The 14,854-nt window shown below is 61.3% G+C and carries 14 protein-coding genes; 7 read left to right on the top strand and 7 right to left on the bottom strand.

Annotated features, from left to right (window positions below; all coding sequences use genetic code 11):
* From relA to KVG88_RS30815, 5 genes are all read right to left on the bottom strand, one after another.
* Positions 1–2,231 (bottom strand): GTP diphosphokinase (gene relA, locus KVG88_RS30795; RefSeq protein WP_217873631.1); only part of this gene is annotated, 2,231 nt, incomplete at its 3' end.
* Positions 2,232–2,352: 121 nt separating this feature from the next.
* Positions 2,353–3,705: a 23S rRNA (uracil(1939)-C(5))-methyltransferase RlmD gene (rlmD, locus tag KVG88_RS30800; protein WP_217873632.1), complete on the bottom strand. Its 1,353-nt coding sequence runs from the start codon at positions 3,703–3,705 to the stop codon at positions 2,353–2,355.
* Entirely contained in the window at positions 3,705–4,607 is a 903-nt protein-coding gene (gene cysM / locus KVG88_RS30805; protein WP_053122764.1) for a cysteine synthase CysM, read from the bottom strand. The genes rlmD and cysM overlap by 1 nt, the downstream gene beginning before the upstream one ends.
* Before the next feature lie 227 nt (positions 4,608–4,834).
* On the bottom strand, positions 4,835–6,256 hold the full coding sequence (locus tag KVG88_RS30810; protein ID WP_217873633.1) for a sensor histidine kinase: 1,422 nt from the start codon (positions 6,254–6,256) through the stop codon (positions 4,835–4,837).
* Complete coding sequence (locus KVG88_RS30815; RefSeq protein WP_150704915.1) at positions 6,246–6,965, bottom strand: response regulator transcription factor; 720 nt, start codon at positions 6,963–6,965, stop codon at positions 6,246–6,248. Before KVG88_RS30815 ends, KVG88_RS30810 begins: the two co-directional genes overlap by 11 nt.
* A gap of 215 nt (positions 6,966–7,180) precedes the next feature.
* Between KVG88_RS30815 and KVG88_RS30820 the strand changes: the two genes are divergently transcribed.
* The 4 genes from KVG88_RS30820 (at position 7,181) to KVG88_RS30835 (ending at position 12,021) form a co-directional block, all read left to right on the top strand.
* The gene (locus KVG88_RS30820) at positions 7,181–9,934 is read left to right on the top strand and encodes a response regulator (RefSeq protein WP_150704914.1); all 2,754 of its coding nucleotides are present in this window, start codon (positions 7,181–7,183) and stop codon (positions 9,932–9,934) included.
* Between the two features lie 178 nt (positions 9,935–10,112).
* On the top strand, positions 10,113–11,105 hold the full coding sequence (locus KVG88_RS30825; RefSeq protein WP_150704913.1) for a 2-hydroxyacid dehydrogenase: 993 nt from the start codon (positions 10,113–10,115) through the stop codon (positions 11,103–11,105).
* Positions 11,106–11,182: 77 nt separating this feature from the next.
* Positions 11,183–11,617 carry a hypothetical protein gene (locus tag KVG88_RS30830; protein ID WP_007988765.1) on the top strand — a complete coding sequence of 145 codons (435 nt, stop codon included), beginning with the start codon at positions 11,183–11,185 and terminating at the stop codon, positions 11,615–11,617.
* Positions 11,617–12,021: an META domain-containing protein gene (locus KVG88_RS30835; protein ID WP_150704911.1), complete on the top strand. Its 405-nt coding sequence runs from the start codon at positions 11,617–11,619 to the stop codon at positions 12,019–12,021. Before KVG88_RS30830 ends, KVG88_RS30835 begins: the two co-directional genes overlap by 1 nt.
* Positions 12,022–12,110: 89 nt before the next feature.
* On the opposite strand, the gene KVG88_RS30840 is transcribed toward KVG88_RS30835, so the two are convergent.
* Entirely contained in the window at positions 12,111–12,578 is a 468-nt protein-coding gene (locus tag KVG88_RS30840; RefSeq protein WP_150704910.1) for a TlpA disulfide reductase family protein, read from the bottom strand.
* 114 nt (positions 12,579–12,692) lie between these two features.
* Here KVG88_RS30840 and arsC point away from each other — a divergent pair, with 114 nt between their 5' ends.
* Genes arsC through KVG88_RS30855 form a run of 3 tightly spaced genes read left to right on the top strand, consistent with a single transcriptional unit; the run spans position 12,693 to position 14,067 of the window.
* Entirely contained in the window at positions 12,693–13,046 is a 354-nt protein-coding gene (gene arsC, locus KVG88_RS30845) for an arsenate reductase (glutaredoxin) (RefSeq protein ID WP_150704909.1), read from the top strand.
* Entirely contained in the window at positions 13,043–13,639 is a 597-nt protein-coding gene (gene wrbA / locus KVG88_RS30850; RefSeq protein WP_150704908.1) for an NAD(P)H:quinone oxidoreductase, read from the top strand. The genes arsC and wrbA overlap by 4 nt, the downstream gene beginning before the upstream one ends.
* A 2-nt stretch (positions 13,640–13,641) precedes the next feature.
* Complete coding sequence (locus KVG88_RS30855) at positions 13,642–14,067, top strand: DUF2069 domain-containing protein (protein ID WP_217873634.1); 426 nt, start codon at positions 13,642–13,644, stop codon at positions 14,065–14,067.
* A gap of 96 nt (positions 14,068–14,163) precedes the next feature.
* On the opposite strand, the gene KVG88_RS30860 is transcribed toward KVG88_RS30855, so the two are convergent.
* Positions 14,164–14,838, bottom strand: coding sequence for a DNA-3-methyladenine glycosylase I (locus KVG88_RS30860; RefSeq protein ID WP_217873635.1), 675 nt, complete (start codon positions 14,836–14,838; stop codon positions 14,164–14,166).
* Positions 14,839–14,854: the final 16 nt, after the last annotated feature.

The raw sequence follows: 14,854 nt of genomic DNA on the forward strand, positions 1-14,854 counted from the left end.
TTACGCCGGGTTTCGATGATGTTCGGCAACTGGGATATCCGCCCCAACAACCGCCCCAACGCGTCCAGCCCCGGAATCTCGATGGTCAGGGACATCAGCGCGGTGTTGTCCTCTTTGTTCGAGCGGGTGTTGACTGCCAGCACGTTGATCCGCTCGTTGAGCAGCACCTGCGAGACATCACGCAGCAGACCAGAGCGGTCGTAGGCGCGAATGACGATGTCCACCGGGTAGGTGAGCACCGGCACCGGGCCCCAGCTGACCTGGATGATCCGCTCAGGCTCGCGCCCGCCCAGTTGCAGCACCGAGGCACAGTCCTGGCGGTGAATGCTCACACCGCGCCCCTGGGTGATGTAACCGACGATGGCATCCCCCGGCAACGGCTGGCAGCAGCCGGCCATCTGGGTCATCAGGTTGCCGACGCCCTGAATCTGGATGTCGCCACGTTTGCCCGGTTTGTAGCCGGTGGCCTTGCGTGGAATCAGCTCCAGTTGTTCGTTGCCGCGTTCCGGCTCGACCAGTTGCTGCGCCAGGTTAACCAGTTGCGCCAGGCGCAAGTCGCCGGCACCGAGGGCCGCGAACAGGTCTTCGGCGGTCTTCATGTTGGCCTTGTCGGCCAGCTTGTCGAAATCCACCGCAGGGAGACCGAGGCGATTGAGCTCGCGCTCAAGCAGCGTTCTACCGGCCGCAACGTTCTGGTCACGGGCCTGCAACTTGAACCAGTGAACAATCTTCGCCCGCGCCCGCGAAGTGGTGACGTAACCCAGGTTCGGGTTCAGCCAGTCACGGCTCGGGGTGCCGTGCTTGCTGGTGATGATCTCGACCTGTTCACCGGTTTGCAGGCTGTAGTTGAGCGGAACGATCCGTCCGTTGATCTTGGCACCACGGCAGTTGTGGCCGATTTCGGTGTGCACGCGGTAGGCGAAGTCCAGCGGCGTAGCGCCTTTCGGCAAGTCGATGGCGTGACCGTCCGGGGTGAAGATGTAGACCCGGTCCGGCTCGATATCGACCCGCAGCTGTTCCGCCAGGCCACCGATGTCGCCCAGTTCTTCATGCCACTCGAGCACCTGACGCAGCCAGGAGATTTTCTCTTCGTAGTGATTAGAACCGGATTTGACGTCAGTGCCTTTGTATTTCCAGTGTGCGCAAACCCCCAGCTCGGCCTCTTCGTGCATGGCGTGGGTGCGGATCTGCACTTCCAGCACCTTGCCCTCAGGCCCGATCACCGCAGTGTGCAGCGAGCGGTAGCCGTTCTCTTTCGGGTTGGCGATGTAGTCGTCGAACTCTTTCGGGATGTGCCGCCACAGGGTGTGGACGATGCCGAGCGCGGTGTAGCAGTCGCGCATTTCCGGCACCAGCACGCGCACGGCACGCACGTCGTAGATCTGGCTGAACTCCAGACCCTTGCGCTGCATTTTGCGCCAGATCGAATAGATGTGTTTGGCCCGGCCGCTGATGTCGGCATCGACGCCGGTGGCCTGCAATTCGTTTTTCAGCTGGCTCATCACGTCGCTGATGAAACGCTCGCGATCCAGCCGCCGCTCATGCAGCAACTTGGCGATCTGCTTGTACTGGTCGGGCTCGAGGTAACGGAAGGACAGGTCCTCCAGCTCCCACTTGATATGACCGATACCCAGGCGATGGGCGAGCGGCGCGTAGATGTCGAAGACTTCACGGGCGACGCGGTTGCGCTTTTCGTCATCGGCGGTCTTCACCGCCCGAATCGCGCAGGTGCGCTCGGCCAGTTTGATCAGGGCGACGCGAACGTCGTCGACCATCGCCACCAGCATCTTGCGCAGGTTTTCGACCTGGCCCTGAGTGCCCATCACCATGGACTTGCGCGGGCTCAGGCTGTCACTGATCGCCGCCATGCGTTGCACGCCGTCGATGAGTTTGGCCACCACCGGACCAAAGCGCTGGCTGACCGCCGGCAACGGGATCTGGCCTTCGCGCACGCCCCGGTACAGGACCGCGGCGACCAGCGAATCCTGATCGAGTTTGAGGTCGGCGAGTATCTCGGCGATCTCAAGGCCGGTGCGGAAACTCGAGTTTCCTTCCGACCACAGATTCTTGGCCGCATTGGCCTGTTGCTCAGACTCGCGAGCGAACTCGCAAGCCTCCTTCAAGGCTTCGCGATCCAGTGCCAGATCGACACTGACCGCATGATCGAGCCAAGCCTCGAGATTGATACTGCCGTCGGTGTTGATCGGCTGGTGTGCTCTCACCTGTACCATCTTGCTTACCTTCCCTACGACGCAGATTCAATGCGTCAAATCGCTGACCTTCGTTGCCCGTGCGCCCACGTTGGGCTGGTGCGCGGCTGCACGGGCGGGCCAGTCGGACCAGACGAGCATCCTAGCTCGCTTCAAATAACGCCATGGCCTCGACATGTGCCGTCTGAGGAAACATATCGAGAATCCCGGCACGTTTTAACCGGTAGCCCTGCTTGATCAATTCGACCGTGTCGCGCGCCAGAGTTGCAGGGTTGCACGACACATACACCAACCGTTCGGCACCCAGCGTCTTGAGCTTGCGCACGACCTCGAAAGCACCGTCACGCGGTGGGTCCAAGAGTACCGCACAAAAGCCTTCGCGCGCCCATTCGGCGTCGGTCAAAGGCTGGGATAAATCGGCCTGAAAAAACTTCGCGTTATGCAGATTATTGCTAGCGGCGTTCGCCGCCGCCCGATCCACCATCGTCTGCACACCTTCTACCGCCACCACTTCGCGAGTGGCTTTGGCCAGCGGCAAGGCAAAGTTGCCCAAACCGCAGAACAGATCGAGAACGCGTTCATCCGCTGCCGGCTTCAACCAGTCCAGCGCCTGGGCGACCATCGCTTCGTTGACCGCGGCGTTGACCTGAATGAAATCCCCCGGCCGGTAGGCCAGTTCCAGATTCCACTGTTCCAGGCGATAACCCAATGACTGATCGGCGTCGACCGGTTGCGGTTCGCCCTCGCCATGCAGCCACAACTGGGCTTCATGGAACGCGCAGAATTCCTTGAGGATCGTCAGGTCGGCGTCGGACAACGGCGCCATATGTCGCAGCAAGACCGCCAGCGATGAACCGCTGAACAACTCCACATGCCCGAGTGCCTGAGGTTTGCTCAGGCGACGGAGCATCTCCGGCAAGCGGGTCATGATCGGTTGCAAGGGCTGTACCAGCACCGGGCATTCATTGATACCAACTATGTCCTGGCTGCCGGCGGCGCGGAAACCGACTTCGAGCTTCTTCGCCTTCATGTCCCAGCGCACGGCGACGCGGGCGCGACGGCGGTATCCGAATTCCGGACCGCTCAAGGGCGCGGCCCACTCTTCGGGCTCGACACCGGCAACCTTGGTCAATTGCTCGGCGAGCATGCGCTGTTTCAGGGCGAGCTGTTCGTTATGAGGCAGATGTTGCACGCTGCACCCGCCGCAGCGGCCGGCATGGGCGCACGGTGCCGGGCGGCGCAATTCGCTGGCCGTGAATACTCGCTCGGTGCGCGCCTCGACCACTTTGCCATGGGCGCCAAGTACTCGCGCTTCGATCTCTTCACCGGCCAATGCGCCGATGACGAACCAGGTACGGCCTTCGAAAAACGCGATACCGCGACCGTCATTGGCCAGGCGCTCGATGGTCAGGCGCTGCTTTTTGCCGGTCGGAATTTGCGGGGCCTTGCTGCCGCCGGTGGGCTGGAAGCGCAGGCCTCTCTCATGCTTGGCCATCAGTTGGGCGCGTCGAAAATGCCGGTCGACAAGTAACGGTCGCCACGGTCGCAGATGATCGCGACGATCACCGCGTTTTCAACTTCTTTGGACAGACGCAGCATCGCTGCCACGGCACCGCCCGAGGACACGCCACAGAAGATGCCTTCTTCGCGGGCCAATCGACGGGTCACGTCTTCGGCTTCGCTTTGCGCCATGTCGACGATCCGGTCCACGCGATCAGCCTGGTAGATCTTCGGCAGGTATTCCTGCGGCCAGCGGCGAATGCCCGGAATCGCCGAGCCTTCCATGGGTTGCAGACCGACGATCTGCACGTTGTCGCTCTGCTCTTTCAAGTAGCGCGAAACGCCCATGATGGTGCCGGTGGTGCCCATGGAGCTGACGAAATGGGTGATGGTGCCCTGGGTCTGACGCCAGATTTCCGGGCCGGTGGTGGTGTAGTGCGCTTCAGGGTTATCACCGTTGGCGAACTGATCCAGCACCTTGCCGCGGCCTTCCGCTTCCATTCGCTGAGCGAGGTCGCGGGCGCCTTCCATGCCTTCTTCCTGGCTGACCAGAATCAACTCGGCGCCATAAGCGGTCATGGCCGCCTTGCGTTCAGCGCTGGAGTTGTCGGGCATGATCAGGATCATCTTGTAACCCTTGATTGCGGCGGCCATGGCCAACGCAATGCCGGTGTTACCCGACGTCGCTTCGATCAGCGTATCGCCGGCATGGATCTGCCCGCGCAACTCGGCGCGAGTGATCATCGACAGCGCCGGACGGTCCTTGACCGAACCCGCCGGGTTGTTCCCTTCAAGCTTGAGCAAAAGGGTATTGCTGGTGGCGCCGGGCAGGCGCTGCAAACGAACCAGCGGAGTGTTGCCGACGCAATCGGCGATGGTTGGGTACTGCAAGGTCATGGCGTATTCGCAATCCAGACTGCGGGGGCGCCTATCATACCGGCAAACCTCAGAAGCCCATATCACGCAAAGTGCGGTGCTTATGGTTTATGGGAATAAGGCGCTGTTCCACTGTGGATCCGTGTGCGTAAGACTCATTGCATGTAAGGTTAATAATTGTCGCGCCAGCGGTGCGACTTTTTTCGGCGCGGCAGGGCAACCCCCTATTTAACGTGCGTTAGGGGGGTTCACACATTTCGCGGTTCGAACACGGTCAATGTAGGAGCGAGGCTGCTCGCGATGGCGTTCTCAGGTGCACGCTCAGCATCCGCCAACAATCGCATGTTCATCCGCAATCCCGCCGTGGTGTTCTGTGCCCAAAGCTGTCCACCCTGACGTTGCACGGCGTTTCTGGCGATGCTCAGCCCCAGGCCAAATCCACCGTTGCCGGGCCGTGAGCCGTCGAGGCGGGTGAAGGGCAGGAAGATCCGTTCCAGGTCCGCTTCCGCTACACCGCCGCCCTGATCTTCCAGCCACAAATGCCAGTACTTGCCTTCACGTTGGCCTCCGAGGACGACGACACCACCGGCCGGTGAGTGGCGGATGGCGTTGCGCAAGATGTTTTCCAATGCCTGGGCCAGGGTGTTGAGATTGCCGCGTACCCAGCAAGCCGCATCGACCTCGCAGCGCAGTTGAGCGGACGGCCAGCCGCTTTCATAGCAGGCGTTTTCAGTGAGCATTTCCCACAACGCCTGGACCTGGATCGCTTCGTCGGGCAGCCGGGTGCGTTCGGTGTCGAGCCAGGCCAGTTGCAGCGTGTCTTCCACCAGCCGTTGCATACCATCGACTTCACGGCCTATGCGCTCGCGCAATTGCTCCAGCCCCTGCTCGCTTTCACTGGCCACCCGCAGGCGACTGAGCGGCGTACGCAGTTCGTGGGACAAGTCGCGCAACAGTTGCTGTTGCAACGCCACGGTGCTTTGCAGGCGCTCGGACATATGGTCGAACGCCCGGCCCAGCTCACCCAGTTCGTCGGAACGGTTGGTGGTGCGGCTCGACAGCCGAACATTCAACTGGTCGGCACGCCAGGCATTGGCCTGGGCACGCAAATGATTGAGCGGCACCACCAGCAACCGGTAGAGCCCGACGCACAGCAGCAACGTGAACAGCCCCGGAATCACACCATTGGTGATGACCCGCCAGAACACCCGGTAATGCCCCGGAACAAAACGTTTGGGCAGTTCGATCACCAGGCTGCCGGTGGAGGGGTCGCCGGGAAACGGCACGCGCATCCATGGCCGACCGGCCTTGTGGATCGGCCAATCGAGCCCACGCAGAAAGGTCAGGCGCTCGACTTCTTTGTCCGTCAACGAATGGTTGCTCAAGGACTGCAAATCCCCGCCGATGACACCGACCCAGCCTTTTTCGCGCTGGTTCATCATCTGCAGCCAGTCATCGACGCCGGCGCTCTGGCGTTGATGCCAGGCCTGTTCGGCTTCGGCGGCGTAACGCGTCAGGGTGCCGCGAGCCTCGTCGGAGAGAAACTGGTTTCGCTGCTCCATGTAGCGACCCCAGGACCAGCTCAACCAGATCATCAGCAGACAGAACGCCACCAGCAAACAGGCGAGCTTCCAGAACAGCGAGTGCCGGCCCGGCAAATTACATTTCATCGCTGGCGCTCAGGATGTAGCCCTTGCCCCACACCGTCCGCACTTCGCGCTCGGTATAACCGATGGCCTTGAGTTTGCGGCGGATCTGGCTGATGTGCATGTCCAGGCTGCGATCATGGGCGGCGTAACCGCGTTGCAGCACATGCTGATAAAGGAAGGCTTTGCTCAACACTTCATCGTCATTGCGATTGAGGGTGTCCAGCAGCCGGTATTCGCTGCGGGTCAGGCCAGCCGCCTGCTCGCCGTAGAAAACCTCGAAACGTTCATCGTCAAAATGCAGGCTGTCCACCGGCGGAGCAATAACGGTCGGCGTCGGCCGACGATCCAGCGCTACGCGCCGCAGGATCGCTTCGATGCGTACCCGCAACTCGACCATGCTGAAGGGTTTGGGCAAATAATCATCGGCCCCCAGGCGAAAGCCGCTGATGCGATCCGCCTCGGCCCCCAGCGCCGACATCAGCAGCACCGGCGTGGAATGACTCTGGCGCAATTGCGTCAGCACCGACAAACCGTCCAGCCCGGGCAACAGGATATCCATCAGCACCACATCGAAGGCTTGCTCGCGCGCAGCGTCGAGGCCTTCCTGGCCGTTCTGGCACCAGGTCACCTGAAAGCCGCTACGGCCCAGATGCTCATGAACATAGGCACCGAGTACGAGGTCGTCTTCGATGGAAAGGATGCGCGGATAACCAGAGGCGATGGGAGTCATGAGTATCTGCAAATAATTCTCAGTTGATAATTATTCAAGATTGCGCCGCCCGAGGCAACCCGACGCTCGCATCGCAGGCCAAAAGGGTGGAATGAGCCGACGAATGACGACATCAATTTTACGAAGATTGCCCGCCTGCAAATCGCTACACTGCGCAGGTGGTGCGTGCCGCACGCGAGTGCAGGCCTATCGATAGCTGGATGCAGGAGAGATGCGTGCTCAAGAAACTGGGAATCAAAGGCCGCGTGCTGTTGCTGACTTTGTTGCCGACCAGCCTGATGGCATTGGTGCTGGGCGGTTATTTCACCTGGATGCAGCAATCCGACCTGCAAACCCAACTCATGCAGCGCGGTGAAATGATCGCCGAGCAACTGGCGCCGCTGGTGGCACCGGCCATGGGCCACAAAGACAACGAGCTGCTCGAACGCATCGCCACCCAGTCCCTCGAACAACCGGACGTGCGCGCCGTCTCCTTCCTCGCGCCCGACCGCACGCCACTGGCCCACGCCGGGCCGACCATGCTCAACCAGGCGCCGCTGGGCGAGGGTTCGCAAATGTTGCGGCGCAGTGGCAGCGACGCGACACGGTACCTGCTGCCGGTGTTCGGCAAACACCGCAACCTGGCCGGTGATGTGATCCCCGAAGAGGCCGATCGCCTGTTGGGCTGGGTCGAACTGGAACTGTCGCACAACGGCATGCTGCTGCGCGGTTACCGCAGCCTGTTTGCCAGCCTGATGATGATCGCCGCTGGCCTGGGTGGCGCGGCGTTGCTGGCCTTGCGCATGGGCCGCACCATCAACCGGCCGCTGACCCAGATCAAACAGGCCGTGGCCCAACTCAAGGACGGTCACCTGGAAACCCGCCTGCCCCCCCTTGGCAGTCAGGAACTGGACGAACTGGCGTCCGGCATCAACCGCATGGCCGGCACCCTGCAGAATGCCCAGGAAGAATTGCAGCACAGCATCGACCAGGCCACCGAAGACGTTCGCCAGAACCTGGAAACCATCGAGATCCAGAACATCGAACTGGACCTGGCGCGCAAGGAAGCCCTGGAAGCGAGCCGGATCAAATCCGAATTCCTGGCCAACATGAGCCACGAAATCCGCACGCCACTCAACGGCATTCTCGGTTTCACGCACCTACTGCAAAAAAGCGAACTGACTCCGCGCCAGCTCGATTATCTGGGCACCATCGAAAAGTCCGCCGACAGCTTGCTGGGGATCATCAACGAGATCCTCGACTTCTCGAAAATCGAGGCCGGCAAACTGGTGCTCGACCATATTCCGTTCAACCTGCGTGACCTGCTGCAAGACACCCTGACCATCCTCGCCCCCGCCGCCCACGCCAAACAACTGGAACTGGTGAGCCTGGTGTATCGCGACACGCCGTTGTCGCTGGTGGGCGACCCGCTGCGGCTCAAGCAGATCCTCACCAACCTTGTGAGCAATGCGATCAAGTTCACTCGCGAAGGCACCATCGTCGCCCGGGCCATGCTCGAAGAAGAACACGACGACAGCGTGCAACTGCGCATCAGCATTCAAGACACCGGCATCGGCCTGTCGAGCCAGGACGTGCGCGCACTGTTCCAGGCCTTCAGCCAGGCGGACAACTCGCTGTCGCGGCAACCGGGCGGCACGGGTTTGGGGTTGGTGATTTCCAAGCGACTGATCGAACAGATGGGCGGCGAAATCGGAGTCGACAGTACGCCAGGCGAAGGTTCGGAGTTCTGGATCAGCCTGAGCCTGCCGAAAACCCGCGACGACGCCGAAGACTTGCCCGGCCCGCCGCTGTCCGGCCGGCGCGTGGCGGTCCTGGAAAACCATGATCTGGCCCGTCAGGCACTGCAACATCAACTGGAAGATTGCGGCCTCGCCGTCATTCCGTTCAACACCCTGGAAAGCCTGACCAATGGCGTGACCGGCGCCCATCAGACCGATCAGGCCATCGACCTGGCGGTGTTGGGTGTCACCAGCAACGAAATGCCGCCCGAGCGCCTCAACCAGTACATCTGGGACCTCGAACACCTGGGCTGCAAAGTGCTGGTGCTGTGCCCGACCACGGAACAGACGCTGTTCCACCTCTCGGTGCCCAACCCGCACAGCCAACTCCAGGCCAAACCGGCCTGCACCCGCAAATTACGCCGGGCGCTGTCCGACCTGGTCAACCCGCGCCCGTTTCGCAGCGAGCCGGGCGAACCGGTTTCCAGTCGCGCGCCGAAAGTTTTGTGCGTCGACGACAACCCGGCCAACCTGTTGCTGGTGCAGACTCTGCTCGAAGACATGGGCGCCAAGGTGCTTGCCGTTGAAAGCGGTTACGCCGCGGTCAAAGCGGTGCAACACGAAACCTTCGACCTGGTGCTGATGGACGTGCAGATGCCGGGCATGGACGGACGCCAAAGCACCGAGGCAATCCGTCAGTGGGAAAGCGAGCGACATTGCACACCGCTGCCGATCGTGGCGCTCACGGCCCACGCCATGGCCAATGAAAAACGCGCCCTGCTGCAAAGCGGCATGGACGACTACCTGACCAAACCGATCAGTGAGCGGCAACTGGCGCAGGTGGTGCTTAAATGGAGTGGCCTGGCGCTGCGCAATCAGAGCCCGGAGCGCGCCAGCGACAGCCACGCCGGCGCCTATGAACTGCAAGTGCTCGATCACGAAGAGGGCTTGCGCCTGGCTGCGGGCAAGGCCGATCTGGCAGCGGACATGCTGGCCATGCTGCTCGCGTCGCTGGAGGCTGACCGCGAGGCGATACGCCAGGCCCAGGAAAGCCGCGATCACAACGCGCTGATCGAACGCGTCCATCGCCTGCACGGCGCGACCCGTTACTGCGGCGTGCCGCAACTGCGCGCCGCTTGCCAGCGCAGCGAAACCTTGCTCAAGCAACAGGACCCGAAAGCCTTCGGCGCACTCGAAGAACTCGACCGGGCAATCAATCGCCTGGCCGCCCAGGCGCGGATCAATGCTTGATTCAGCGCAAGGTGGCCAAACGAAGGAAGGGCTAATAATGTAGGAGCTGCCGGAGGCTGCGATCTTTTGCTCTTGGGCGGCTTGGTGATAGCCAAAAATCGCGATCAAAAAATCGCCGCCTTCGGCAGCGCCTACGAAAGCGAGAGAACGCCGGGACATCCGTGTTCAAGAGGACAGCATGCGCACGATTCTATTCAGCAGCCAGACCTACGACCGCGACAGTTTTCTCGCCGCCGATTTGCCGGCCGGCATCGAGCTGCATTTTCAAGCGGCGCGGCTGAGCGTTGATACCGCGGCGCTGGCCGAGCATCACGAGGTGGTCTGCGCCTTCATCAATGACGACCTCAGCGCCCCGGTCCTCGAACGTCTGGCGGCGGGCGGCACACGCCTGATAGCCCTGCGCTCGGCCGGCTACAACCATGTCGATCTGGCGACGGCCAAACGCCTCGGTATGGCGGTGGTGCGCGTTCCGGCGTACTCGCCGCATGCCGTGGCCGAGCATGCCGTGGCGCTGATCCTGGCGCTCAACCGCCGTTTGCACCGCGCCTACAACCGTACCCGCGAAGGCGATTTCAGCCTGCATGGGCTGACCGGTTTCGACCTGGTGGGCAAGACCGTCGGCGTGGTCGGTACCGGGCAAATCGGCGTAGCGTTCGCGAAAATCATGAACGGTTTCGGTTGCAAGCTACTGGCCTACGACCCGTATCCCAATCCTCAGGTCGAAGCGCTCGGCGCCCGCTACTTGAGCTTGCCGCAACTGTTGGCCGAATCGCAGATCATCAGCCTGCACTGCCCGCTCAACGAGCAGAGCAAGCATTTGATCAACCGCGAATCATTGGCGCACATGCAACCGGGGACGATGCTGATCAATACCGGGCGCGGTGGCCTGGTGGACACCCCGGCGCTGATCGACGCCCTCAAGAGCGGGCAATTAGGGTATCTGGGGCTGGATGTCTATGAAGAGGAAGCGCAGCTGTTCTTCGAAGATCGTTCCGACCTGCCACTGCAGGACGATGTGCTGGCGCGATTGCTGACGTTCCCTAACGTGATCATCACCGCCCATCAGGCGTTCCTGACCCGCGAAGCCCTTGGCGCGATTGCCGCGACCACCCTCGGTAACATTGCGTCATGGAATGCCGGCACCCCGCAAAACCTGGTCATCGGTGACTGAACCTGATCGAAGGTCATGAGCCCGCGCCATGCAACGCGAATGCCCGTGCTAGCATATCGCGCATATTTGGAGGACCCATGGTCGAACACGATTTCCGCTACAGCCTGATGAACCCGCAACACACCCTCACCGAATGCCGCGCCCTGGTGCCGGGGCGTTATCAAGTCACCGGCAACGGTGGCTCGATTCGTAATAACGACGTGTTGGTAGTGACCCTCAAGGGCGCCAAGGACTTGTCCATGCGCCTGACCGTCGAAACGGTTCGCCACTTGATCAATCCGCCTGGCCAATGGGTTGCGGTGGCCAGCGGGCCGGTGTTCGGCGAACTGGCGATCCACACTTGGCAAGTGAACTGCGACAGCTGTGCAAAAGAGCTGAGCTTCGAGTTCGCGGTCGACGCCAAGCTGGGCAACAAGGCTGAAAAGCCTGCCGCCACGGCGCGAATTGCCGAGCTGGGCTGGACCACCGTCGGTGAAAAACACCTGTGCCCGAAATGCCAGGAGCCTGCGTGATGAAACGCCTCGCCCTGGCCGGCATAGTCGGTGCAAGCCTGATGGGCTGCGCTGCCGAGCCTGTGCAATTGCAGCAAAACCGCAGCTACATTCTGGAATGGATCGGTGAACGTCCGTTGATGGACTACAGCCACCTGACCATCACCCTCGGCGAAGATGGTCGCGCCTACGGTAATGGCGGCTGCAACCATTGGTTCGCGCCGTACACGCTGGAAGGCAACAAGCTGAGCTTCGGCAAAATCGGCAGCACCCGCAAACTCTGCGCGCCGGCATTGATGGAGCAGGAAAAACGCTTCCTTCAGGCGCTGGAAGGCGTGCAGCGTTGGGACGTTTCGTCCATCGAGCAGATGCGCTTCTGGCCGGCCGAAGGCAAGCCGCTGCGCTGGTGGCTTGAAGAGGGTTGATTCCCTTTGAAAAGATCGCAGCCTGCGGCAGCTCCTACATGGATTGTCGTACACCCTGTAGGAGCTGCCGAAGGCTGCGATCTTTTGCTTTAATTCTTAGCCTGCAACGCCTCCAGCTTCGCCATCACCCCCGCCGCTGTCTGTTCGCCCATCAACTGCTCGCGCACCTTGCCCTTGTTATCGATGATGTAGGTCACCGGTAGCGCTTCACTGCGCGGCAACTCGAACACCTCGGAAGGGTCCTGCGCCAGCACGGTGAATTTGATACCCAGTTTTTCACTGGCGCTTTTCAGCTCTTCGCCCTGCACATTGTCGAAATTGACCCCGAACACACCGATCTTCTTGTCCTTGAGCTGATCGGCCAACGCGTTCAGTTCCGGGATCTCGGTACGGCACGGTCCGCACCATTCAGCCCAATAGTTGAGCACCAGCCATTTGCCGTCCAGGCGCTCGGCGGCAACCTTCTGCCCACTCTGATCAGTCCCGTAGTCGTTACCGCAGCCCCCCAGCATCAACGCCCCGATGATCGTCAATGCCGCTGCCAGTCGCCTTGTCATGTCGTGTTCCTTGTCAAAAATTGAATGCGCCTGCGACCCATCGCCTCCCAAGGTTCTGGATTACGCGCTGCACAGTTAGAATAGCCGCCACCTTACGCAAGATGCGACCCGCTCATGACCGATCTGACGCTTTATCACAACCCGCGCTGCTCGAAATCCCGCGGTGCGCTCGAATTGCTCGAAGCCCGTGGCCTGGCCCCGACCGTGGTTCGCTACCTGGAAACCCCGCTCGACGCCGTGCAAATCGAGCGTTTGCTGGGCAAGCTCGGGATCAGTGCCCGACAACTGCTGCGCACTGGCGAGGACGAGTACAAAACCCTCAACCTCGCCGACAGCAGCCTGAGCGAAGCGCAATTGATCGCTGCCATCGCCGCCCACCCGAAACTGATGGAGCGTCCGATTCTCGAAGTCGGCGACAAAGCCGTCATCGGTCGTCCACCGGAGCAGATTTTGGAACTGTTGCCATGAGTGCCCCGTACATTCTGGTGCTGTATTACAGCCGCAGCGGCTCGACCAATGAGATGGCCCGGCAAATTGCCCGCGGTGTCGAACAGGCTGGCCTCGAAGCGCGGTTGCGCACCGTGCCGGCGATTTCCACCGAGTGCGAAGCGGTCGCGCCGGACATTCCGGACGAAGGCGCGCTCTACGCCAGCCTCGACGACCTGAAAAACTGCGCAGGCCTCGCCCTGGGCAGCCCGACCCGTTTCGGCAACATGGCCGCGCCGCTCAAGTACTTCCTTGATGGCACCAGCAACCTGTGGCTGACCGGCGCGCTGGTGGGTAAACCGGCCGGCGTGTTCACCTCCACGGCAAGCCTGCACGGCGGCCAGGAAACCACCCTGCTGTCGATGATGCTGCCGCTGTTGCACCACGGCATGCTGATCACCGGCCTGCCTTACAGCGAGTCCGCGTTGCTGGAAACCCAGGGCGGCGGTACGCCTTATGGCGCCAGCCACCACGCCGGCGCCGATGGCAAAAGCGGTCTGGATGCCCATGAAATCGCGCTGTGTCGCGCGCTCGGGATGCGCCTGGCCAAGACTGCTCAGAAACTGGAGGGCTGACGGTGGCCAAAAAGCCCAAGGTCCTGCCCGCCATCGAATGGCTCGAACCGCGCGTCAAGGCGATGCGCGTCATCAGCCTGCTGTGCTTCTTCGGCCTGGTGGGGTTGCTCTGCGTTTACTACCTGATGGTCGCCGACCTGCACGGTGCGCGGCCGTGGGTGATTCTGCTGATTGAGCTGGTGCCGTTGCTATTGCTCGCACCGGGGATGATTGTCGGCAACGCCCGCGGCCACTCATGGATGTGCTTTGTGGTGAACCTGTATTTCATCAAGGGCGCACTGGCCGCTTATGACCCGAACCGGCAGGTTTTCGGTGTACTGGAGATGGCGGCGAGCCTGGCGGTTTTTTGCTCGGCGCTGTTGTATGTGCGGTGGCGGTATCAGTTGAATCGCAAGTTGGCTGGCGAGGGCGAAATCTCCGTCGCCTGAATAAAAAAGATCGCAGCCTTCGGCAGCTCCTACTTGGATCGGGATGCACCTGTAGGAGCTGCCGAAGGCTGCGATCTTTTAGGCCTTACCCATTTATCAATGATTGACGGTATAAGCCAGCATCATTGAAATCTGGCTCATCGCCCGCCCGCCACTTTGTTCGTGCCACTGGTTGAACACATCCTGTACCAACGCCAGGTCACGCAGGCTGGTCGGCACTTTGTCGATGATGTTCTGGGCGTTTAATGCCGCGACCACGTCGTAGCTCGGCACAAACGTGTCTTTGCCCACCATGCGCAGGAAGCGCGGAGCGGATAGGCCACCCAACTGATGGCCGCGCTTTTTCAGGAAGGTCCACAAACCGACGATATCGGTGACCGGCCAATCGGCGATCATCGCGCCGAAGCTGCCCTTCTCATGCGCAACATCCAGCACAAACTGCGCATTGCGCGGCACGCTCTTGAGCTTGCCCAGGTGGCGGATGATCCGCGCATCCTGCATCAGGCGCTCCAGGTGTTCAGCGCTCATCAGCACGACTTTTTCCGGATCGAACTTGAAGAACACTTCTTCGAAGGCCGGCCACTTGGCGTCGACCAGACTGTGCTTGAGCCCGGCGCGGAAAACCCGCAAGGCCATGGTCGAGAGGTAACGGTCGTCACTGATCTTGCGCAATTGGGCAGCAGACTTGGGAACGGGCAGATGGGCTTCCAGTTCAGCTGCCGAACCGAAACGGTTCAAGCAGTACTCATTCAGCCACTTGTAGTCGCGCATGCCCTCTCCTGGGGAT

Source organism: Pseudomonas azerbaijanoccidentalis (genome assembly GCF_019145495.1).
Classification (GTDB): domain Bacteria; phylum Pseudomonadota; class Gammaproteobacteria; order Pseudomonadales; family Pseudomonadaceae; genus Aquipseudomonas; species Aquipseudomonas azerbaijanoccidentalis.

Excerpts from the sequence above, each read along its gene's own strand:
- cysM (WP_053122764.1), bottom strand. The coding sequence starts at position 4,607 with ATGACCTTGCAGTACCCAACCATCGCCGATTGCGTCGGCAACACTCCG.
- wrbA (WP_150704908.1), top strand. The coding sequence starts at position 13,043 with ATGAGTGCCCCGTACATTCTGGTGCTGTATTACAGCCGCAGCGGCTCG.
- KVG88_RS30830 (WP_007988765.1), top strand. The coding sequence starts at position 11,183 with ATGGTCGAACACGATTTCCGCTACAGCCTGATGAACCCGCAACACACC.
- KVG88_RS30825 (WP_150704913.1), top strand. The coding sequence starts at position 10,113 with ATGCGCACGATTCTATTCAGCAGCCAGACCTACGACCGCGACAGTTTT.
- KVG88_RS30815 (WP_150704915.1), bottom strand. The coding sequence starts at position 6,965 with ATGACTCCCATCGCCTCTGGTTATCCGCGCATCCTTTCCATCGAAGAC.
- rlmD (WP_217873632.1), bottom strand. The coding sequence starts at position 3,705 with ATGGCCAAGCATGAGAGAGGCCTGCGCTTCCAGCCCACCGGCGGCAGC.
- KVG88_RS30840 (WP_150704910.1), bottom strand. The coding sequence starts at position 12,578 with ATGACAAGGCGACTGGCAGCGGCATTGACGATCATCGGGGCGTTGATG.
- KVG88_RS30835 (WP_150704911.1), top strand. The coding sequence starts at position 11,617 with ATGAAACGCCTCGCCCTGGCCGGCATAGTCGGTGCAAGCCTGATGGGC.
- KVG88_RS30810 (WP_217873633.1), bottom strand. The coding sequence starts at position 6,256 with ATGAAATGTAATTTGCCGGGCCGGCACTCGCTGTTCTGGAAGCTCGCC.
- arsC (WP_150704909.1), top strand. The coding sequence starts at position 12,693 with ATGACCGATCTGACGCTTTATCACAACCCGCGCTGCTCGAAATCCCGC.
- KVG88_RS30860 (WP_217873635.1), bottom strand. The coding sequence starts at position 14,838 with ATGCGCGACTACAAGTGGCTGAATGAGTACTGCTTGAACCGTTTCGGT.